General features: G+C 35.2%; 17 protein-coding genes, 1 tRNA gene and 2 pseudogenes. 8 read left to right on the top strand and 12 right to left on the bottom strand.

Going from position 1 to position 22,294, the window contains the following annotated elements:
- Positions 1 to 49: 49 nt before the first annotated feature.
- The 5 genes and pseudogenes from OPR48_RS02530 to OPR48_RS02495 all read right to left on the bottom strand — a co-directional run bounded on the left by OPR48_RS02530 (position 50) and on the right by OPR48_RS02495 (position 5,409).
- The gene (locus tag OPR48_RS02530; RefSeq protein WP_265026443.1) at positions 50 to 1,684 is read right to left on the bottom strand and encodes a ribonuclease J; all 1,635 of its coding nucleotides are present in this window, start codon (positions 1,682 to 1,684) and stop codon (positions 50 to 52) included.
- A gap of 208 nt (positions 1,685 to 1,892) precedes the next feature.
- Positions 1,893 to 3,011 (bottom strand): molecular chaperone DnaJ, encoded by a 1,119-nt coding sequence (dnaJ, locus tag OPR48_RS02525; RefSeq protein ID WP_265026442.1) that lies wholly within the window; start codon positions 3,009 to 3,011, stop codon positions 1,893 to 1,895.
- 82 nt (positions 3,012 to 3,093) lie between these two features.
- Positions 3,094 to 3,171 (bottom strand) — tRNA-Arg (locus OPR48_RS02520).
- A gap of 239 nt (positions 3,172 to 3,410) precedes the next feature.
- Positions 3,411 to 4,469, bottom strand: a pseudogene (locus OPR48_RS07490) (IS3 family transposase).
- Between the two features lie 163 nt (positions 4,470 to 4,632).
- Positions 4,633 to 5,409: pseudogene (locus tag OPR48_RS02495) on the bottom strand (IS5 family transposase).
- 537 nt (positions 5,410 to 5,946) lie between these two features.
- On the opposite strand from OPR48_RS02495, the gene uvrA reads away from it, so the two are divergent.
- The 3 genes from uvrA (at position 5,947) to OPR48_RS02480 (ending at position 10,296) form a co-directional block, all read left to right on the top strand.
- Positions 5,947 to 8,742: an excinuclease ABC subunit UvrA gene (gene uvrA, locus OPR48_RS02490; RefSeq protein WP_265026437.1), complete on the top strand. Its 2,796-nt coding sequence runs from the start codon at positions 5,947 to 5,949 to the stop codon at positions 8,740 to 8,742.
- A 54-nt stretch (positions 8,743 to 8,796) separates the two neighbouring features.
- A complete protein-coding gene (locus OPR48_RS02485; RefSeq protein WP_265026436.1) occupies positions 8,797 to 9,441 on the top strand; it encodes a hypothetical protein in 645 nt (214 codons plus the stop codon).
- A 120-nt stretch (positions 9,442 to 9,561) separates the two neighbouring features.
- Positions 9,562 to 10,296 carry a ComF family protein gene (locus OPR48_RS02480; RefSeq protein WP_265026435.1) on the top strand — a complete coding sequence of 245 codons (735 nt, stop codon included), beginning with the start codon at positions 9,562 to 9,564 and terminating at the stop codon, positions 10,294 to 10,296.
- Here OPR48_RS02480 and OPR48_RS02475 read toward each other — a convergent pair.
- The 5 genes from OPR48_RS02475 to OPR48_RS02455 all read right to left on the bottom strand — a co-directional run bounded on the left by OPR48_RS02475 (position 10,278) and on the right by OPR48_RS02455 (position 17,074).
- Positions 10,278 to 11,714: a Mur ligase family protein gene (locus tag OPR48_RS02475; protein WP_265026434.1), complete on the bottom strand. Its 1,437-nt coding sequence runs from the start codon at positions 11,712 to 11,714 to the stop codon at positions 10,278 to 10,280. The genes OPR48_RS02480 and OPR48_RS02475 overlap by 19 nt on opposite strands.
- A complete protein-coding gene (metC, locus tag OPR48_RS02470) occupies positions 11,689 to 12,930 on the bottom strand; it encodes a cystathionine beta-lyase (RefSeq protein WP_265026433.1) in 1,242 nt (413 codons plus the stop codon). Before metC ends, OPR48_RS02475 begins: the two co-directional genes overlap by 26 nt.
- 4 nt (positions 12,931 to 12,934) lie before the next feature.
- The gene (locus tag OPR48_RS02465) at positions 12,935 to 13,222 is read right to left on the bottom strand and encodes a BolA family protein (protein ID WP_265026432.1); all 288 of its coding nucleotides are present in this window, start codon (positions 13,220 to 13,222) and stop codon (positions 12,935 to 12,937) included.
- 78 nt (positions 13,223 to 13,300) lie between these two features.
- Positions 13,301 to 15,223 carry a molecular chaperone DnaK gene (dnaK, locus tag OPR48_RS02460; RefSeq protein ID WP_265026431.1) on the bottom strand — a complete coding sequence of 641 codons (1,923 nt, stop codon included), beginning with the start codon at positions 15,221 to 15,223 and terminating at the stop codon, positions 13,301 to 13,303.
- 87 nt (positions 15,224 to 15,310) lie between these two features.
- On the bottom strand, positions 15,311 to 17,074 hold the full coding sequence (locus OPR48_RS02455; protein WP_265026430.1) for an Rne/Rng family ribonuclease: 1,764 nt from the start codon (positions 17,072 to 17,074) through the stop codon (positions 15,311 to 15,313).
- 149 nt (positions 17,075 to 17,223) lie between these two features.
- On the opposite strand from OPR48_RS02455, the gene rpmG reads away from it, so the two are divergent.
- Both rpmG and OPR48_RS02445 read left to right on the top strand, forming a co-directional pair.
- Positions 17,224 to 17,424, top strand: coding sequence for a 50S ribosomal protein L33 (rpmG, locus tag OPR48_RS02450; RefSeq protein ID WP_265026429.1), 201 nt, complete (start codon positions 17,224 to 17,226; stop codon positions 17,422 to 17,424).
- 25 nt (positions 17,425 to 17,449) lie between these two features.
- A complete protein-coding gene (locus OPR48_RS02445; RefSeq protein ID WP_265026428.1) occupies positions 17,450 to 17,725 on the top strand; it encodes a helix-turn-helix domain-containing protein in 276 nt (91 codons plus the stop codon).
- Between the two features lie 65 nt (positions 17,726 to 17,790).
- Here OPR48_RS02445 and OPR48_RS02440 read toward each other — a convergent pair whose 3' ends face one another.
- Entirely contained in the window at positions 17,791 to 18,672 is an 882-nt protein-coding gene (locus OPR48_RS02440; RefSeq protein ID WP_265026427.1) for a zinc ABC transporter substrate-binding protein, read from the bottom strand.
- Here OPR48_RS02440 and OPR48_RS02435 point away from each other — a divergent pair.
- Positions 18,664 to 19,404: a metal ABC transporter ATP-binding protein gene (locus OPR48_RS02435; protein ID WP_265026426.1), complete on the top strand. Its 741-nt coding sequence runs from the start codon at positions 18,664 to 18,666 to the stop codon at positions 19,402 to 19,404. The genes OPR48_RS02440 and OPR48_RS02435 overlap by 9 nt on opposite strands.
- Positions 19,401 to 20,831 (top strand): 2-polyprenylphenol 6-hydroxylase, encoded by a 1,431-nt coding sequence (gene ubiB, locus OPR48_RS02430; protein WP_265026425.1) that lies wholly within the window; start codon positions 19,401 to 19,403, stop codon positions 20,829 to 20,831. Before OPR48_RS02435 ends, ubiB begins: the two co-directional genes overlap by 4 nt.
- Positions 20,832 to 20,988: 157 nt before the next feature.
- Here ubiB and OPR48_RS02425 read toward each other — a convergent pair whose 3' ends face one another.
- Positions 20,989 to 21,381: a TraR/DksA family transcriptional regulator gene (locus OPR48_RS02425; RefSeq protein ID WP_064124828.1), complete on the bottom strand. Its 393-nt coding sequence runs from the start codon at positions 21,379 to 21,381 to the stop codon at positions 20,989 to 20,991.
- Positions 21,382 to 21,487: 106 nt separating this feature from the next.
- Here OPR48_RS02425 and OPR48_RS02420 point away from each other — a divergent pair, with 106 nt between their 5' ends.
- Complete coding sequence (locus OPR48_RS02420) at positions 21,488 to 22,135, top strand: heme exporter protein CcmB (RefSeq protein ID WP_265026424.1); 648 nt, start codon at positions 21,488 to 21,490, stop codon at positions 22,133 to 22,135.
- Positions 22,136 to 22,294 lie beyond the last annotated feature (159 nt).

Here is a 22,294-nt window from a genome sequence, read left to right as displayed (position 1 = left end):
ACATTGTTAACTTCTTACTCAAATAATGGTTAATAAAAGAGGTATATTTCTATACCTGTTCTATCTGGACTTCAATTATAGGTCTTTTTAGTAAATATTCCTTTAAGATACTAAATATTGAACTTTCAATCTTATTTCTTATTTTTTTTGTCGGCTGTAAACTAAACGCTGACTCAACCTTCTTTATGATCCTTTGCATAATAGCTGCATCTTCTGGCGCTTCGAAAACACCAGGTGCAAATACTTTTGGTTTAGCAAGCAATTTATTTTTCTTGTTTACAACTGCTGTCACTACAATAGCTCCAGCATCTCTCATTTTCTTACGCATTTTTATAACACTGCACTCCGGATGACGTAGCAACATACCATCAATACCAAAGTAGTCAACATCGATTGAATCAACTTTTTCTCCGTTCTCCAAATTAACAATATCACCTGGTGCAATCATTATTGCTTTTGCCACACCGCACTCTTTAGCAAATTTTACATGTGCATGCGTGTGAATATATTCGCCGTGAACTGGAATAGACATCTTCGGTTTTATTAAAGAATACATTTCCTTTAGCTCTTCTCTTGTTGGATGCCCAGAAGCATGAACATGCTCTGTTTTTTCAGTAACAACTTCTACCCCCATCTCAATAAAGGCATTGAGCATGTTGTGCGCACGAGTTTCATTTCCAGGAATGATTTTTGACGAAAAAATCATGGTATCACCTTGCTGCATTTTAAATGCTTGATGACTCTTAGCAGCAAGTCTTGCGGTAGCTGCCAGTGGCTCACCTTGACAACCTGTGCAAAGTAGCACCAGTTTTTCCCTTGGAAAATTTACTGCTTCCTTTGCTTCTAGAAACTCAGGAGAATCAGTTAAATAACCACTATCTTGCGCAACTTTCACTATTCTCCATAAAGATCTACCAAGTAAAACTACTTTTCTATTTAGTACTTTTGCAGCTTGGCTTATCGTTTCAATTCGTGCCACATTTGAAGCAAATAGCGAAACAGCAACTAATTTTTTAGACCGCTTTATTATGTTATAAATATTATTATAAATTTCACCTTCTGACTCAGGGTGATGCTTGCTTAATATATTGGTTGAATCGCAAATTGCTGCAAGCAGATTACCTTTATCGCCAATTTCTTTTAAACGCTCCATATTGGAAGTTAATCCAACAACAGGTTTTGGATCGAATTTCCAGTCTCCAGTATGAAGTGCACTACCCATTTCAGTGCTAATTAATATTGAATTTGCCTCAGGAATTGAATGAGTTACATTTATAAACTCAACGGTAAAAGGACCCAAATTTATGCTGCCATTTATGTCTACCTCTTTCACAGGTACCACACCTTCCAATCGAAACTCCTTTAGTTTCTCCTTGAGAAAATTAACCGTAAACTTTGTTGTATATATGGGGCACTGCAATTCTTCCCACAAGTGGGGCACTGCACCGCAGTGGTCCTCATGTGCATGTGTAATTATTATTCCAAGTAAATCTTTTTTTCTTTGAGCAATAAAATCCACATCAGCAATGAGCAGCTCAACACCTGGCATAGTTTCATCTGCAAAACCGATACCAAGGTCGATCATAATCCACTTGCCTTGGTAATGATATAGGCTAACATTCATCCCGATTCTTCCTACTCCTCCAAGAGGAAGAAATAAAAACTCATTTTTGTTTATATTCATTAAATTTAAATTATTAAAACCTGAGAATAGCAAAACTTCGACCTTAAATAAAGAAATTTATTGCTTTTACATAGTTTTAAGGAACTGAGAAGTCTCTGTTGGCTAATAATAACACTATTGTTAAGTTTTCCATTAATAAGATCAAAGAATTGCAGGATTAAATGAAAACCCGTAAACAGTTACCCCTTCATGTCATTTAGCAGATTTCTTATTTTTTTTTTACTTTACTAAAAAACCCTTCAGATTGCTGTTGTACACTTGCATTTTCCTCTTCTTCAAGCGCTTTTAATAGCTCAATTTGCTTTTTAGTTAAATTCTTTGGATTTAAAGTCTCAACTATTACCTGTACATACAAATCACCACGAACATGTGAGTTCATATATTGCATACCCTTCTCCTTACAACGTAACTTGGTACCAGTTTGAGTGCTCTCTGGAACTTTTACTTTTATTTTAGCTCCATCAATTGATTGTACATCGATTTCACCACCAAGCACTGCTAGTGTCATCCTTATAGGCACTTTACAGTGTAAATCTGCTTTATTTCGAGTAAAGATTTTATGGGGAACTATTTTCACGTATACGTATAAATCTCCACTTTTTCCACCTCTTGCTCCAGCTTCTCCTTTACCACTTACCCTTACCTTAGCTCCTTCTTCTATGCCTTTTGGAATTGAAACGGATATATTTACTTCATCTCTTCTACGTCCACTTCCACCACATTTCTTACATTTATTTCGTATTATTTCTCCTTCCCCATAGCATGTAGTACATGTTCTTTCGATGGTAAAAAAGCCTTGTTGAGTTCTAATCCTACCGCTTCCCTGGCATGTGTGGCACTGAACTGGTTTAATTGCTCCTTCGCCACCTGTGCCTTGGCATGTATCACATTTTACATTTGTCACATAATGTATAGGCGCTTGTATTCCTTTAAATGCATCTTCCAAGGTAATTTCAAGATCATAACGTAGGTCTGCTCCAGATACTCCTGTTCTACTTCTTTTTGCTCTCGATCTACTTGCACCACCACCGAATCCTCTACCAAAGAAGTCATTGAATATGTCGCTAAAATCTCCTGCAGAGCTGAAGCCTTGAAATCCACCAGAAGCACCTTCGTGGCCATAACGATCATAGCCTGCCCTTTTCTCAGAGTCAGATAGAACTTCATATGCAGCTGTTACTTCTTTAAATTTTTCCTCTGCTTCTTGATTGCCAGGATTTCTATCAGGATGATATTTTAACGCTAATTTTTTATACGCTTTTTTTATCTCATCAATACTGGCATTTCTGCCTACTTCCAACAGATCATAGTAGTCTTTTTTGCTCATATATAATAGTTTAGTGTTTAACCTTTAAACATAGGTATTGCATATATTAATTTCAAGTGTGACTTCTGTTTCCTATAAAATGTGGTGCACCCTGAGCGACTTGAACGCCCGACCTTTTGATCCGTAGTCAAATGCTCTAATCCAACTGAGCTAAGGGTGCTTTCATAAAGTTAACTTTAGCAGATTTTGTAGCTTGATTCAATTGATTTGGCTAAAAATAAAACTGTTAATTTTTATCACGCGTGAAACCTGCAAAAAATTGCATTTGCTTTCTTAAGAATCATTTTATGGTCAAGCCCACAACTATACGAACATTTGCTTTTGTTAAGTACAACAAATGGTCAGCGCGTGACTGTGGCCCTACCCAGAAAAAGTAGAGAGAAAGTTAAGAGAATTTTGTCATGAAAATGATGAATCAAAAAGTTCAGGAATGCAATAGTTAATAGTAGAATGACGTCGTTGTTTATTATAAAAAATTTCTATATACTCAAATATGGCAGTTCTGGTTTGTTGTGCAGAGTGTTGCGAAGTATCAATAAGTAACTCCCTCTTAAGTGAACTAAAAAAGCCCTCCGCAACGGCATTATCGTAACAACAACCTTTGTGACTCATGCTAGATATGACACTTTTTGTATCCAATAGATATTGATAATTTTTTGAAGTATATTGTGACCCTTGATCGCTATGTAACAGTAGATCTTTAGCGGGTTTGCGCTTATTAACAGCCATCAACAAAGCATCTACAACTAGTTGTTTAGCCATTGTATGACTCATTAACTACCATGCGTGAGAATTATTGCTGCCAACAACCTTCCTTGGTTTTTATATAAGCAATCCCATACTTTATTTGGTTGCTCAGTGATAAAATTTTGATCTAATATATTAGGAGCAACAACCATATTATTTGGTTGTTTTTTAGTTTTAAATCTTCGTCTAAGTTTGGCTATAATGCCATTTTCCTGCATAACATTTTGCACTGTTTTGATGTTATAATTTTTGCCTAAAGCTTTTATGGATTTTAGGGCTGTGTTGTGATGCTTTTTTGAATATCTCCTAGAAGCTCTTCTCTTGCTAATTCTTTATTGTTTTTTTCCTTAGCAACCCATTTATAATAACCACAAGCAGATACATCTAAAAACCTGCATAATTCCTGTATTTTATAGCAGTTTCTATGTTCTTTTATAAAAGAATATTTTACTCTTTTTGGTTGGCCAGGGCTTTTTTTAAAATGTCTCTCTCTCGTTACTCTTGCTAGTTCTTTCTTCAAATCAAACCTTTCTTTGTCATAAGGAGCCAATTTTCCTTTGCCTGGCTACTCCAGACATTTTTTCATTATATTTTCTTGCTTAACAAATCGCCACTTATACCCAGATCCCTTGCTATTTTTGCTGATGGTTCTTTTACTAGTTTTATAGCTTCCAATTTAAACTCTGTTGTATATTCTCTTCTATTTGTCATATTACACCTCTTTGAAAAAACGTTTTATTTTACTTCAAAATCGTCTTAACTTTCTCTCTACTTTTTCTCCTATGATTGTTGTCCAATAAAAAATTCAAATTTTGTGAAATCTTTAAAAACCCAGTCATTTTTAAGAGTATAGAAAATAGTTGTAAGAGCCTGTTCATAATCTTTTCAGAAGTAAGGCAGTGAAAGCCAGAACGACCATTTGTAGGCTAGTATTGAGTTTTCGCTCACAATTTTTCCACAATCTTCTACATTTTTCTAACCAAGCAAAAGATCGCTCCACAACCCATCTTTTGGGCAATACAACAAAGGAATGTAATTCATTTCTTTTTATCACTTCAACGGTTGCACCAATAATCGTTTTTATTTGAGTTGCAAAATTCTCTCCAGTATAGCCTGCATCAACCAGTACATTTTTAACTCCTGAGAGGTTTTCTTTTGCATTTTCGACCATTCTCACAGCACTGCTACGGTCAGTTATCTCTGCTGTTGTTATATAAATTGCATGCTTGCGTATCTACTGCAATATGGCGTTTTATTCCTGAAATCTTTTTGCCTGCATCATAGCCTTTTTCTTCAGCAGTATCTGCATTTTTTACACTCTGTGCATCAATTATGCAGAAGCTGGTTTTTTCTTTCCGACCATTGTTTTGTCGCAACTATTTTTTTTTAACACCAGCTCCAGAACACTTTCTTTATCTGCATCTGGTTTTTCACTCCACTTCTTAAAATAGTCGTAACAATTGCGCCATTTTGGAAACTCTTTTGGTAGCATTCTCCACTGACAACCGCTTTTCAGAACGTATAACACTTCACAAAATACATCATACAAATCAAGTTTTCTTGGTTTTGTTTTTTTTCTACAGGACTCTAGATCTGGTAACATAATCTCAAATCTTTCCCGACTTATATCACTTGGGTATAAACTCCTCATATATCCTAACTTATATACATTATCTCTTAGTTTATTCCTTTCTTGAGATCATGTACAGGTTCTAAGAGAAATCGTGAGGTGGGTGGCCAAATTAGGAGGGTTTTTAGCCCGCAAAAATGACTTAGCTATAGCTCTGTGGAAGGGATGGAAACGTCTCTTTGATTTAGCAGAAGGATGAAGACTTGCTCATGAATTCTATACTTGTGGGTAATAGTAAGGTTCGGAGAGGGGCTGTTGGAAAAGTACTTAACAAGTAACTCGCTGGCTGCCCACTCTACCACAAGTCCGGTTTTGAAGTCGAGTGGGGAGAGGTGACTTTCCTCACTTAGACGACTGTGCTTGACACTGGAATGACAAGAAAAGTGGCGCTGAAATGATATCGTTTACTATGTAACATCGTATCATATTAAAATGTTCGTACAGTTAACGGTTTGCACTAGCTATAGCCACCTTATTCTCCGAATAGTTAAAAAATCAGTAGAAAGTTACTGTAAGTTTATGTATCTTGAGGTTATGATTGTTAAAAATACGTGATGTATGGACAATTTCATCAGAGTTAAGGGCGCAAGGGAACATAATCTGCAAGGTGTAGATGTCAATATACCGAAAAATAAGCTAGTTGTTATAACTGGGCTAAGTGGTTCTGGCAAGTCTAGCCTCGCTTTTGATACAATTTATGCGGAAGGCCAACGCCGGTACGTTGAAAGCCTATCAGCTTACGCGCGTCAATTTCTCAACATTCAGGATAAACCAGATGTTGAGTCGATTACAGGTCTCTCTCCTGCAATATCTATCAACCAGAAATCGATCTCAAAAAATCCAAGGTCAACAGTTGGAACTGTTACCGAAATTTACGATTACTTGCGCTTAGTATATGCACGAATAGGAGTTCCTTATTCACCTGCAACTCAATTGCCAATAACAAAACAAACGGTGTCTCAAATTGTAGATACTATAATTGCGTTACCTTTAGAAACTAAAATATATATACTTGCCCCTGTTGTGCGTGGTAGAAAGGGAGAACATCTCAAAGAGATATTGGAAATTAAAAGACAAGGTTACGTAAGGTTCAAAATAGATGGTGAAGTGTACAATGTAGATGACTTGCCTAAACTCGATAAGAACAAGAAACACGACATTTTTGTGATTGCAGATAGAATATCAATATTGGGCGATATAGGAAATCGACTGCCAAGTAGTATAGAATCCGCACTAAAACTTGGTAATGGTCTAATGTATGTAGAAGTAGTAAACCTACCTGACAACCATAATTCTGAGTATAACAATGGCCAAATTCTGACTTTTTCAGAGAATTTTGCATGCCCCGAGTCTGGTTTCACTCTTGAGGAAATAGAACCAAGATTATTTTCTTTTAACAGCCCTTACGGTGCATGCGGTTCATGTAATGGGCTTGGTAAAAAGCTGGCTGTTGATGTAAAACTGATAGTGCCAGATGAAACTCTTTCAATATCTGAGGGTGCTTTAAAGCCAGTAGGGCAGGCAGCACGCCAAATGCACACAAGTTATGGATTTCTAAAAAGTGCAATTCTATCACTGGTTGAAAATTGTAAATTTAGCCTTGATGTTCTGTGGAAGAACATAGATCAAGAAGTAAAAGATATGATACTCTTTGGCTCTGATAAATTTCAAGGTTTGGTCAGTATCCTAGAACGTCAGATGGATTATGATGAAACGCTTGTTGAGCGATATTGCTCTGTCACTCACTGTAAGGAATGCACTGGCTATAGATTGAAAAAAGAAGCGCTTACAGTAAAAATTGATAGCAAACATATAGGTGAAATATCAGGGCTCAGCATCGATGAATCCCTTAAGTGGTTTGAAAATTTGCCAGACAAGCTCACAGAACAACAGAAGCAAATCTCAAGTAAAATATTAAATGAAATAATCAAGAGGCTAGCATTTTTAAAGAATGTAGGGTTGAATTACCTAACGCTTGATCGAGAATCTAGCACTCTCTCTGGCGGCGAGAGTCAGAGGATCAGACTTGCTTCACAAATTGGCTCTGGTTTAACAGGAGTGCTGTACGTGCTTGATGAACCCTCGATAGGCCTTCATCAATGCGATAATGATCGGTTAATTGCTACACTGAAAAACTTGAGAGACATGGGTAACACTGTAATCGTTGTTGAGCATGATGAAGATACAATAATGGCTGCTGATTATGCGATTGATATTGGTCCTGGAGCTGGCGTAAATGGTGGAAAAGTTGTTGCAGAAGGAACACCAGACCAGGTGCAAAGAAATTCAGGGAGCATAACAGGGCAATATTTGAGTGGAGAGAAAAAAATTTTAATTCCAAGGAGAAGAAAGCAAGCAACTCAGTTCATAAAAGTAATAAATGCATGTGAAAATAACTTAAAAAATGTGAACGTTAAATTTCCTATAGGGAATCTTATTTGTGTTACTGGAATATCAGGAGGGGGAAAATCAAGTTTAGTCATAGAAACGTTATATAAATATTCAGCACATAAGATATATCATTCGTCTGCACGGTATGGTCGGTGTGATAGAATAGAAGGTCTTGAATATATAGATAAAATTATAGAAGTTGATCAGTCGCCAATTGGTAGAACTCCGGCGTCAAATCCAGCAACATATGTTGGTATGTTCACTCATATAAGAAATTGGTTTGCAGGTCTTTCAGAGTCAAAAGCAAGGGGATATAATATAGGCCGGTTTTCATTTAATACCAGAGGGGGAAGGTGTGAGGCTTGTAAAGGTGATGGGCACTTAAAGATAGAGATGCATTTTCTACCGGACGTTTATGTGAAGTGTGAGCAGTGTAAAGGGCGAAGGTATAATCGGGAAACATTGGAAGTTACTTATAAAGAAAAATCAATCTCTGATGTGCTTGATATGACGATAGATCAGGCTTGTGATTTTTTTGAAAACCTTCCAATGGTAAAAGAAAAGTTGGTTTCTTTGCAGGAAGTAGGGCTTGGCTATATAAAACTCGGACAGTCGTCAACAACGTTGTCTGGGGGTGAAGCACAACGAATAAAGCTGTCCAAAGAGCTATCAAAACGATTTACCGGAAGAACATTATATATTCTTGATGAGCCAACAACTGGATTACACTTTGAAGATATAAATAACTTACTAAAAATACTCCATAGATTAGTCGATCTGGGAAACACTGTTATAGTTATCGAGCACAATTTGCACGTTATAAAAACTGCAGATTATATAATAGACATCGGACCAGAGGGCGGAATAAAAGGCGGAGAAGTGATTGCTACTGGAACTCCAGAAGAAGTGGCAAAAATTCCAGAAAGTGTTACAGGCAGGTATCTTAAAACGTATTTATTATAAACTATTTCTTAATTATATTAGGCTACGTTGCATATTTATGATTTGGAGATGAGAATGTCAGTATATCAATATTTTAAAAGATATGCTAAATATGGAATTGTGCCTGCTAAGGAAGTAAAAAATCACACACCAGTTCCAGAGAATAGTTTCTATAAATCTGTACGTTACGTTGATAATGTGCTAGGACCTGTGAAAGATGTAATTTGTGGCGTTGAGAGTAAAGACAATTATAACAAGTATTATCAAGATAATGATAAATGTGAATACGTGGGCCACAGAGCAGAGGGAGTGTATTCATTGTGTACACTGGGTGCTGTTTTAGCAGCCAACATAATATTGCAACCTTTATTTTTGATAGTGGCATGTTTGTCATACTTTCCAGTCAAGTTATTGTCAAAAATAACAGGGGACTATTGTTTTAAAACGGATACAAAATCATTCGTTAATTATTCAAACATATTTTTAGAAATGGGGCAAGATTGTGCTAATGCAGTAGCTAGAGTATTTAACAAGATTGTAAGTTATGCTTGCGCTGCTATCATTTGGGCTGCCGCGTCAATCATAACGCCACTTGTGTGGGCTTGTGACAAAGTGCAAAGTAAGTTGAGTGAAGTACAGAAGCCAGAAAAACATCAATTTTTATCTAAGGATAATTCAAAGACTACTTTAGTCAATGGTATACCACAAACTGAGTTATAAGTTCTGCTTTTATAACACTCAGCAGTTTGAACTATATTGAAATGAAATAAAAAGTGAAAGGGTGTAAACCTAAGTTACTTTAGCTATACTATATAAATTTTATAATATATTTAATGAATTGTGAACCTTCTCTTACTAAAAAAAGCTACAAATCTCATATTTCCAAACGTATGCGTAAGTTGCGAGTGTATCATTGATGAAAATCTTAATCTGTGTAGTGAATGCAACAAAAAAATCAATTTTCTAACTAAGCATTACTGCAATGTTTGTGGCGTAGTAATCTCAGACAATATTTATACGTGTGGTAAGTGCATCATCAATCCTCCACCGTTTAAAGTAATAAGATCAGTTTTTGCTTATGATCAACATAGTAAAAACATGATTATAAATTTCAAATTTTTTGATAATTTGAATTACGTAAAAATCTATGCAAAGTGGATACACCAAGCTAATCAGGACACGTTTCAGAACGCAGAGGTCATAATTCCTATACCGTTACATAAAATGCGCTTGTTTAAACGTAAATATAATCAAGCAGCACTGCTTGCAAAAGAGTTGAGTAAGTTGTCCAATTTATCCTATACGCCATTTGCAATAAAACGTCTTCGCCATACTGCGCCTCAAGCTGGTCTTTCACTTAAACAGCGTGAAAAAAACTTAAAGAAGGCTTTTAAAACAAGCAATAAAGAAATTATCAAAAATAAAATCGTGATATTAGTTGACGATGTGGTAACAACCGGAGCGACTGTAAGATCTTGCTCTCAAGAAATTTTAAACTCCGGTGCAAGAGAAGTGAGAGTGCTATCACTTGCAAGAACAGTGAATGATTGTGAAAATCAGTATGTTAAGGCATGATTTTTAATAACCTCAACATCACTGAACTCAAAGGTTTGATTCCCTATGATTTGAAATCTTTCGTGCCCCTTTCCTGCAACTAGCAGAATCATACCCTCGTTATAGGCAATATCTATGCCTTTCTCTATAGCTTCTCTTCTATTTCCTATCTCCAGTGCATCAGGGCAATGTAGTAAAATACCACGAAGAATTTCTGCCGGATTCTCATCACGCGGATTATCATCTGTGATTATCACTTTGTCTGCATACATTTGTGCTATTTTACCCATTTCTGCACGTTTTGTTCGATCACGATTTCCACCACAACCAAAAATCAGGACTATTTTTTTATTAAAGTGCCATTTTAAAGACAACAGGGCTTGTTTAAGCGCACTTGGAGTATGAGCGTAATCCACGAATGCAAAAGGTTTCACTTTTTCCATTCTTCCTGGTGGAGAAACGAGTTTACCTATAGATATTTCTCTGTAATTCAGTCCAGACGAGGTAACTATACCCATTACACATAGCAGATTATATGCCTGAAATTTTCCTAAAACTGGAAAAAACATGTCATAAATTTCATCGCCAATTTTAATTGTAAGATGTTGACCATTAGGGGTTGGTGTTTGCTCTAATAAAGTAATATCAGAGCCTGTTTTTCCATAGGTGATAATTTTGTTGCTGCGTTTTTCAGCTATCTTAAGCAACGCGTAGTATTCATCTATATCCGCATTTAAAATCGCTGTTTTTCCTTCTGGTAATACTTCGTAAAATAACCTTTTTTTAGTTTCTAAATATCCACCAAGATTTTTATGGTAATCTAAATGATCTTGCGAGAAATTAGTAAAAGCTGCAGCACTCAACTTTAATCCATGGATTCTGTATTGATCAATTCCATGACTTGATGATTCCAACACTAAGTGTTCTACATTTATACCACGCAATGTTGCGTAAAGGTCATCTGCACCTGGAGTGGTAAGACTGTTGCTATTATCTTTTCTGCCATTATTGATGCATGTTCCAAGTGTTCCAATAGACGCCGCATTATAGCCAGAGTTTTGCCAGATCTGGCGGCAAAATTCTACTACTGAAGTTTTACCATTTGTACCAGTTACAGCAGCAACATATTTGGGCTGTTTGAATTGATAAAACCTGCTGACTATTTCGCTGTATATTTCTTGAGGGTTTGGGTGGAAGATACAGATTCCAGCATCACGCGCTGGAATGATACCAAGGCTTGCAGCTTCTGTTATGCAATCACTTGCAATTATCGCTTTAGCTCCACAAGATAATATCTGATCTATGTAAATCCTATCCCTTTCTGACACACAAACAAAAAGATAACCTTCCTTGATTTTCTTGGGATTACATGTAACACCCTTGACTTCAATATCAAAGTCAACATCAATGATACTATGCAGTAATTCTCTCAGTTTCATGCTTTACTCTGCCAGCTTTGATATTCGAACATGGCAACCTTGCTAGTGCAGCATTTAAATCAGAGATTAAATCTTCAGGATCTTCCAGTCCACAAAATATCCGTATAAAACTTCCACCATAGTCTGAACTCATTACGGATCTTGACATAGATCTACGATCTATTGGTAATATCAAACTGTCGCACCCTCCCCAAGAAGCACCGATACCAAAAATTTTCATGTGATCAACCATGCAGCTTAGTTCTTCACATGAATATTCTCTATCTAGTGCTATACTGAATGTGCCGCTTGCTCCTTTGAAGTAACTTTTCCATAATTCGTGTTGAGGGTGGGAGGGAAGTGCTGGATACAAAACTTTTTTGATTTTTGAATGTTTTTCTAGCCACTTTGCCACTTCCATTGCTGTATTTTGGTGCCTTTTCATACGTGTGTACAATGTTCTAAGTCCCCTATGTGCAAGGTAGCAGTCGTGCGATTGAATGGTTACTCCATAATTTTTATAGCTCTCATAAAGCAATTTAAAAATTTCACCTTCAGCAATAATAGCTCCCATAACTAAATCTGAGTGACCGGCTAGATACTTTGTCACTGCATATAGTGCAACATCAATTCCATAATCAAGCGGCTTAAATAACAAAGGAGTGGCCCATGAATTGTCGCAAACGGTTACGATTCCACGTTCTTTAGCAACTTTTACTATATGCTCTATATTCGAAATCTCAAACGTTACAGAACCAGGAGTCTCAATCATTATCAATGAAGTATTACTCTGAATTAAATCAGTTATATCCTGTGTTGGATCATAAAAAGTTACTTCTATTCCTCTTTTTGGTAGCTCATTTTCGGCAAATCTCTTAAGTCGGTAATAACTATTATCTTGTATCAAGACATGCGAACCCGCTTTAGTGAAAGTCAAAATAGCAAAAGTAAGTGCAAACAATCCGGAAGGATAGATTAATGCTTGTCCCCTACCCTCAACTTCAGCAAGCGCATTTGAAAGATAATGAACAGTGGGAGTACCAACATTACTATAGCTGTAATCTCTTGCAACACCATCGTTGATTACATCGTATATACTTTCTCCATTTGCAGCATTTAAGTAGTCTTTGTAAGTAGGAAATAATATGGTAGAAGAATGATAAACTGGCGGGTTCATAGAACCTTTATAGTCATTAAATTTTCTTCCTGCTTTAACTAATAAAGACTCTTCCTTCACATTTTTATTCTTTATTTTTTAAATTGTACTCATTTTGCGTATACAAGTGAAGAGAAATTGCATGTATTAGCTCTATCTTACTCTTTAATAATTCATAAATCAATTTATGCCTTTTGAGAGTGTTCATTCCGATAAAGCTGTCAGATATTAATATTAGCTTGATATGTGAAGGTAGTGTTGAAGATGAAGCAAAATAATGATCAGCATGCTTTGCTGATTCATCGATAATGTTGATATCAATTACATCTATCGAATCGCGTATCTTTTCTTCTATTGCCTTAATAATGTCCATAATGGTTTCTTTAAGCAACAATACGCTCCCTTGTCATCCCAGTGTCAGCTACTCGGATGACAGGAAAAGTGATCACAATTACTTATTCTCTTCTTTATTATCTATGTCTTGATAATCAGAATCTACTACTTTTTCTTCTTTATCATTTGGATTCCCTTCTGATGAAAAGCCATTTCCAGCACTATTTTGTTGTGAGGCATTATACATAGCTTCCCCAAGCTTCATAGAGATTTGAGAAAGGTTGGTAACTTTCTGCTGGATTGAATCAGCGTCATCAATGTTATCAGATTTACTCGCTTCTTTTAGCTCATTCAATGCATTTCCAATAGCAGATTTATCTTCAGATGACACTTTATCACCATACTCTGTCAGAGACTTTTCTGTAGAATGAACTAAACTATCCGCCTGATTCTTCACTTCAATAAATTTCTTACGCTTTTCATCTTCTTGTGCTTTTTCTTCAGCTTCTTTTACCATGCGATTTATTTCATCATCAGATAGACCACCTGAAGATTGAATGCGTATTTTTTGCTCTTTTCCAGTAGCTTTATCTTTTGCAGAAACGTGTGCTATTCCATTTGCATCTATGTCAAATGTTACTTCGATCTGAGGAACTCCACGAGGAGCAGGAGGTATCCCTTCCAAACTAAACTGACCAAGTAGCTTGTTATCAACTGCCAGTTTTCTTTCACCCTGATGCACCTTAATTGTAACAGCTGTTTGGTTATCTTCTGCAGTTGAAAACACTTGAGATTTTTTAGTGGGAATAGTAGTATTACGCTCAATAAGTGGAGTAAACACTCCTCCTAGAGTTTCAATACCAAGAGAAAGTGGAGTCACATCAAGTAGTAACACATCTCTTACATCACCTTGAATGATTCCCGCCTGTATTGCAGCTCCAATTGCTACAACTTCATCAGGATTCACTCCTCTATGTGGATCTTTGCCAAAGAATTCTTTAACTTTCTCTATGACTTTTGGCATACGAGTCATGCCACCAACGAGAACCACTTCGCCAATTTGACTAGCAGACAAACCAGCATCCTCAAGAGCTTTTTTACAAGGAGCCATAGTTCTTTCGATTAAATCATTCACTAAGCTTTCAAGTTTTGCTCTCGTTAATTTCATATTTAAGTGTTTTGGACCACTTGCATCAGCTGTAATAAACGGTAGATTTATTTCCGTTTCCATTGCACTTGATAATTCAATTTTCGCTTTTTCAGCAGCTTCTTTGATTCTTTGCATAGCCATTGGATCATTTTTCAAATCAATGCCATTACTTTTCTTGAATTCATCTAGTAAATAACTCACTATTGCGTTATCAAAGTCTTCACCTCCAAGATGAGTGTCACCATTTGTAGCCTTTACTTCAAAAACCCCTTCACCTATTTCAAGTATTGAGACATCAAATGTACCACCACCAAGGTCATACACCACTATTGTGTGCCCATGTTTCTTATCAAGACCATAAGCAAGCGCTGCGGCAGTCGGTTCATTTACTATTCTGAGTACATTTAATCCGGCGATTTTTCCTGCATCTTTTGTTGCTTGACGTTGAGAGTCGTTGAAGTATGCTGGCACTGTTATCACAGCATCTTTTACTTCCTCTCCAAGATAAGCTTCTGCTGCTTCTTTCATGTTTTGTAGTATAAATGCACCAATTTGGCTAGGAGAGTATTCTTTATTATCAGTGGTTTTAACCCATGCATCACCATTTTTTGCTGCAAACACTTTATACGGCACGTTTAGATTTTTCATTTCAGAATCACCGTATTGACGGCCTATTAATCTCTTAGTAGCAAAAAAGGTATTACTTGCATTGGTGGTTGCTTGCCTTTTTGCTGGAGCACCAATCAATTTTTCTCCTGATGAAGTAAATGCAACTATAGATGGAGTAGTTCTTGCTCCTTCTTTATTCTCTATTACCTTTGTGTCTTTGCCCTGCATTATTGCAACACAAGAATTTGTTGTTCCGAGATCTATACCTATTGCTCTTCCCATAATGAGTACCCCATTGTAAATATTATCTGATATAAGAATATATAAGTATAGGACTTATTAATTACAAGCCCAATTTAGGAGTTCTAATTAGTTATTAGAACTTAAAAGGCGCGAAAGCCACTTAGTCAGCCAAAAATTGCCTCGTAGTTTATTTGAATTATCAGCTTCTTCATTGCTGCTATCCCCAATTTGGTATCCAGAGTTCTGTAATGGCTTATAATCGTTTAAATTAACATCATCTCCTTGTTTTAAAACAAATGTATTTACATCTAAACTGTTATCAATACTGACGTTCAATGTAATATTAAACTCTTTTTCGATTGTAGAAACTGTATTCCGTTTATTATTAAAAATATGCGCTATAACTGCACTGTGCGCTACTAAATCAAAAGACTTATTTCGATTCTTATTAGCAATATGTTGTAAGTCCCTTAGTATCGATGCAACAATTACTTCGTTTGATTTTACTCTTCCAGTACCTTTGCAGTGTAAACACTCTGTAGTATTAATTTCTTGTATGTTTGGTTTGATTCTTTGTCTTGAAAATACCATTAAACCAAAGTCATTTATGTAGCTAAATTGAACCTTAGCTTTATCATCTTTAAACGCTTGCCTTATAGCAGACTCAACAGCTCTGCAATACTGATATTTCAACATATCAATAAAATCGACTACTATTAATCCTGATAGGCCCCTAAGATTCACCTGTCTTGATATTTCAGGTACTGCTTCCATGTTGGTTCTATAAGCTGTTTCTTCTATGCTATCTTCTCCTGTCATCTTTCCTGAATTTACGTCTATTGAAACAAACGCCTCAGTTAAAGTTATTATCAAAGACCCACCAGATGGCAATTCTACTCTATTGCTATATAACTCAGAAATTTGATCTTCAATTCCATAGTAAGTAAAGATCGGAACATAACCTCTATACAATCTATAGCGCAATTTACTACCTTTTAGTGCATTGTTAGCATATTGCCTAACTGCTTCAAAAGCTTCCTTTCCAGACACTATAACTTCTATACCATCGCTACAAAAATCACGAACAGATCTCATAATTACATCTGCTTCGTTGTAAATTAATGATGGAGCGTTTACAGAGAAGGCATTTTTCTGAATGTTCTGCCATAATGAGGATAAGTAATCGTAATCCTGCTCAATTTCTTTCTTACTTTTTCCTGAACCAACAGTTCTTACTATTAAACCTGATCTTTTTGGCAGGTTTATTAAATTTAGTATATCCTTTAACTGCTTTCTGACATTAGCATCTTCAATTCTGCGGGACACTCCACCTTTGCTCATGGAATTTGGCATGAAAACACAGTATCTACCCACTAAAGTTATGTATGTTGTAAATGAAGCTCCTTTATTGCCTCGTTCCTCTTTAGTTAGCTGAACCAATATTTTTTGATTTACTGAAATAACATCTTGTAATTTGTATTTTTTATATAAAGGTACCTCTCTTACAAAACCACTACCTGACTCGTTGACATTCTTACTAGCTGCAAAATCTGAAGAAATATTTGCTGGGGCTTCTTCTGTACAATCGTCATTTGAGTAGCTCTCAAAGATAGTTTCCTTTTCTTTTTCTGGAATATTGAAGTAATCTAGAGATATCTCAGAAAAAGACAAAAAACCTTGCTTATTTTTTCCATATTCAATAAATACGGCTTGCAAAGAAGGCTCTATACGCTTTATATAAGCAACATATATATTACCTCTTAATTGTTTTTTTTCCTTGAATTCTTGTTCAAATTCTACAACCTTATTATTAACTGACAAGGCAACTCTTACCTCATTAGAACAGGTGGAATTTTCTATCAACAATAACCTTTTGCCACTATTTGCCACTTATTTACCGTTTGCTTTTTATTCTGAAGTTAACTTTATGCTACTTAATGCACTGTTGATTGTCAAGAATTTTACGATCTGCATTATTCGGTTGACTTTTAGTGTTTTGCGTAATAAACTCGCATAGAATTTATTATATCATTATAAGTATGACGAAAAAAAATGCTTCTTTGCTTGTTAAGTTAGTCAGCACTGCAATCAAGACAACAAAAACTGGTGAAGAAAAATCAACTGGCTATTTTTATGTGAAAAAGCGTAATCCAAAAAAGCTCACCAGAAAACTGGAGTTTAGGAAATATGACCCAGTAGTCAGAAGGCATGTGTTATTTAAAGAAGAAAAACTAAAGTAATTTTTTTATAAGGAATTTTATTATTATGCAAAATTTACAATTAAGTTATCCTATAATAGTAGAGTTGGGGGATGTAAAAGATACAAAACTGAAATTAATAAAGATCATTGCACAATTAATAAGTAAGCAGTACACAACACAGAAAAAAGCAGCAAACGCTCTAAAGATTGATCAGCCTAAAGTATCTCAAATCAATAGATCAAGAGTCGAAGGGTTCTCCTTAGAATACTTGCTTAACTTATTGATTGCATTGGGCCAAGACATAAACGTAAGAATAAAGCATAATTCTAAACCTGCATAATATGTAAAGGACAAATGGTAATTTAAATTGCAGAACAATAAAACGGTAAGCTAAAAGGGAGCTTATTACTCAACAAAACAAGACTTAAAATTTTGTGCAATGCTATTGATTATAGCTAGATATGCATCTTTTCCAGGCTCTATGTCTGATCCAATAGGATCAAGAACTACCATTTTTGCGTTATTAGAAAGGGCATTAGGCTTTATGCTATCTTCCTGTGAATGAGCAAATATACATTTAACGTTTTCTTCCTTCATTATCTTTTTTAGCTTCATTAAACTCTTCATACCTATGTAAGAATCCTCTTCTATAGAAAGAATGGCGCTTGGGTGATTTAAACCAAAATATTTTTCAAAATATTGATAAGCATCATGAGTGACGATGTATTTTTGATTTTTAAAATCATTCAGTTCTTTCATGATTTCTTTTACTTCTTGGTCTATTTTTTTTATAGCTTTTGTTGCATTAGAGTTGTATCGATGGGAATTTTCTTTATCTATGTTAGACAATGTTGCACTTATAAAAAGTATCATGCTCTTTGCATTTTCGGGACTCAGCCAAATGTGTAGGTCTTTTTCATCTTGAATATTAGTGATTTTTCTAGAAAATGAATGTGGCCGAGCAGGAAGTAGGTTGATTGCCTTTGACAATTGCACTAGTTCTTTATTATTTTTAGCGAAAGTTTGAACAAACGTCTCTAAGTTATCGTCAGTGTAAAATATGACATCACTTGATTCCAAATTACTCGCATCAGATGGCTTTAATATATAATTATGCGCAGATGTTGCATAGCCAAGCAATTTCGGTTCTAAAATCCCTTCTGTAACAGAAGCCACAAGTGAGTGGATAGGTTTGATTGTAGCTACAACTTTTAAATTGGATGAAAAAGCAATATTATAGTATAGTGTAAATGAAAGTAATAGAAAAAAAGTCAGTAAATGTCTCATATAAACGTTGAGAAGAAGTTAAATTTTGTCAATAAGTTAAATAATGTCAATAATCATGTTCTAAAAATAGAAAATCTTGCTCTCACATATGATGGTAAAAGAATCCTTGACAATATCAATATGTTCATGGAAAGAGGAGACGTAATTACAATACTTGGTCCAAATGGTGGAGGTAAAACCTCTTTAGTGAAAGCAATTGCTGGCATAAATAAAAGCTGTACTGGTAGTATCGTATTTGCTGACAACATAAAAATTGGCTATATGCCGCAAAATTTTAGTGTTAGTAATTTGATGCCAATAACAGTTGAATATTTCCTTTTAAATAGTTCCTTGAAAAGACCAAAGAAAAATCAATCCATTATTACAGAAGCGATAGAGTTGGTTGGTATCGGTAACATTTTGAAGAATCAAGTGTTAGAAATTTCTGCAGGGCAAACACAACTACTACTGCTTGCACGTTGTTTAATTGCAGAGCCTGACCTGATCATTCTAGATGAACCAGTTAGTGCAATGGATATTAACGCACGGGCTAAGTTCTATGATATTATAAGCAAAATAGCAAAAAACCGATTAGTGTCGATTCTTATGACTTCTCATGATCTTAACTCTGCTCTACCATGCTCAGATTACATAATTTGTATAAATAATACTGTCTACTGCCAAGGTAAGCCTGGTGAGATTATGAAGAATAAAACCCTAAATGAAATCTTTAGCAGTTACGCAGCGAAATGATTCAAAATATTTTGCGTCTTCTGCACATAACTACAGTGCTGACGCGTTACAATATATTACCTTATTTACTTCCACCATCAAAGAAATCAATAAATAAGATACAAGGCCATAAACTAAAGCGTGCTCTTGAAAAATTAGGTCCGGTGTTCATTAAGTTTGGGCAGTCTATCTCATCACGTACTGATGTTTTAAATGAGGATATAACAAATAACTTATTATTGATATGTGATAGATTGCCATCGTTTTCACATAAAATAGCAGTTAAAACTATAGAAAGTGAGTTTAATTGTAAATTGAGCGACATTTTTTCAAGCTTTTCTGAAAAGCCAATTGCAGCAGCATCGATTTCTCAGGTGCATAGAGCGGTTACAACTGAGGGTAAAGAAGTTGCTGTGAAGGTTTTAAGGCCAAATATTGAGAAAACATTCTCAAGGGATATAAAGATGCTTTCTTGGCTTGCGGAAATTGCAGAAAAATTTAGCGAACAATCAAAAAGGCTGAAGCCGATTGAATTAGTCAAAACTTTTGCTGAAATTTGCCGATTAGAGTTAGATCTACGTTTTGAAGCTGCTCACTCTTCGGAACTAAAGGAAAACACAAAAAATGACAGAGGTTTTTACGTACCTGAAGTAGATTGGAATAGAATTTCGAAAAAGGTTTTAACATTAGAATGGATAGAAGCAACGCCAATATACGAAGTTGAAAAACTGAATAATCGCAAGCAAATAGCTATCAATTTTATAGAATCATTTTGCAATCAAGTATACAGGGATTGTTTTTTTCATGCTGATATGCATCCTGGAAATCTAATGGTTGATAGTAATAACAATATTATTGCCCTGGATTGTGGAATCATGGGTAGAATAGATCGTGAGACATGCTATTACGTTATAGAGATACTCAAAGGCTTTTTAAATCGGGATTATGATCACGTTGCAAAAATGCACTTTAAAGCTGGTTACGTTTCATCACAGCATAGAAATTTTGTCACAGCTTGCAGGGCAATAGGTGAACCCATTATTGGGCAGCCTATACAGAAAATTTCATTTGCTAGTTTACTTGCTCAGCTATTAAAAATAACGGGTGATTTTGATATGAAAGTTCAAACACAATTGTTATTGCTGCAGAAAACTATGATTTTACTAGAAGGGACATGTAGAAAGATCTACCCAGAAATCAATATGTGGAAAGTAGTTGAAGCGTGGATAAGCAGTCAACATGAAAATAAAATAGGGTATAGGGAAAAAATTAGAAGTTCTTATCCCATAAAAACAATCCAAGGGATATTTAGCCTTATAGAAAAATTAAACCTAATAGCTGATAAAAAATTAGAAAACATCCAAGTTAAAAATAAATCAAATGGAAAAGTCTATTTTTTACTGTGGTCTGTAATTATAATTCTAATCGTTAAATTTTTAATTTCTTAAACTATGGGAAAAAACTGCGTCAAGCCCAATTTTTAATTCAACTTAATTTTTAATCTGCAGGAGTCGAGTTGAGAATGTCCAATTTTCCACTTTCTATAACATACTTTAGCGCCTCTTGCTCCTCTTGAAGTCCAATGGCTCACCACTTATGTGTAAATTAATCGTTAATGTTGTACACGTTCTTTTCTTTTTCTACTCTCTCTTGCTCTTCAATACAATATATAGCAAGCGGATTAGCTTTAAGTCTTTCGACTCCTATTTCTTCTCCTGTTCCATCGCAGTAACCATAAGTGCCTAATTTTATTTTTTCTAACGCCTCCTTAATTTTTTCTTTTCTATCTTTTCGACGCTTGATTAATTCCTCGTTTCCACTATCTCCATCAGAATAGTATGTATCAATACTATTCTCTTCTAGTTCTTGTTTCTCCAACTCAGCGAGTATTGATTGTAACTTTAAGCTGAAGTATTCCAGTTGTTTTACGCTCATATATTCTTCATCTTCTGAAGGAGTGTAATCTTCTGGTGACTTTATTTTTGGTAACTTTTCCATAATTGCATTATCAAAAAAATAATAAAACCTATATAACTTATGAACAAAAAATTATACTACCTCAAAGTAAACACTATAATTTATAATAAACATTTAAAAGCCTAGTATGATCGGCCTAGTAAAAAAATTAGTAATAAATGATAAGAATCTTACCTATATAGTATGTATTTTCATTATAATGTTAAGTTTATCTTCATTTACACTTGAAAACAACAATAAACAAGAAGTTATGTTAACATTAACATGGATATGTGCTACATTTGTTTTGCAGATCTCTACAAATAATTTGTTTACATCTGATTATCATGATGGAATATTAGAGCAAATCTTTGTACAGCCACTCTCTTCTAGGCTTATAGTTGCTTATAAAATTTTCGCTCACTGGTTATTATTTGGGTTACCGATTTCAGTAATTTCTTCCATATTCAGCTTTGCAGTTCTAGGCAATAGTATTGAACACTCAATAGCAGTTGGAGTGTCTTTATTATTTAATACGCTGATAATCATTAATATTTCAGCTACTGGAAATGCATTGATGATTGGTCGAAACAACTTAGCATCAGGAGTATCGCAAATTCTTGTTTTGCCAATGATAATGCCAACCTTTGTGTATTTTAAAATGCTAACTCAATTTGAAAATTTGTCCTTGAATATTTATACACTACTAATCACCATCTTAGTTTTTGTCATTTTGATTGTCAACAGCACTGTAACTACTCACATGGCACTAAAATTTGCTGTGGAACAGGATTGAAAAATCTTACTGTTATTCAGTAGACTTCTTGCATAACTTAGAAAAAAGGCAAATAGTTATTATAGATTTAGGTTTACCGACAATTTGAAAAACCTTCATTCCAGCACCCTTCCCTATCATCCAAGTAGCCCTTCGTTGTCATCTCAGTGCCCAGACACT

It is taken from the genome of Wolbachia endosymbiont (group A) of Bibio marci (genome assembly GCF_947251645.1).
Taxonomy (GTDB): Bacteria; Pseudomonadota; Alphaproteobacteria; order Rickettsiales; family Anaplasmataceae; genus Wolbachia.
This window is presented reverse-complemented; position numbering and strand designations above follow the sequence as displayed.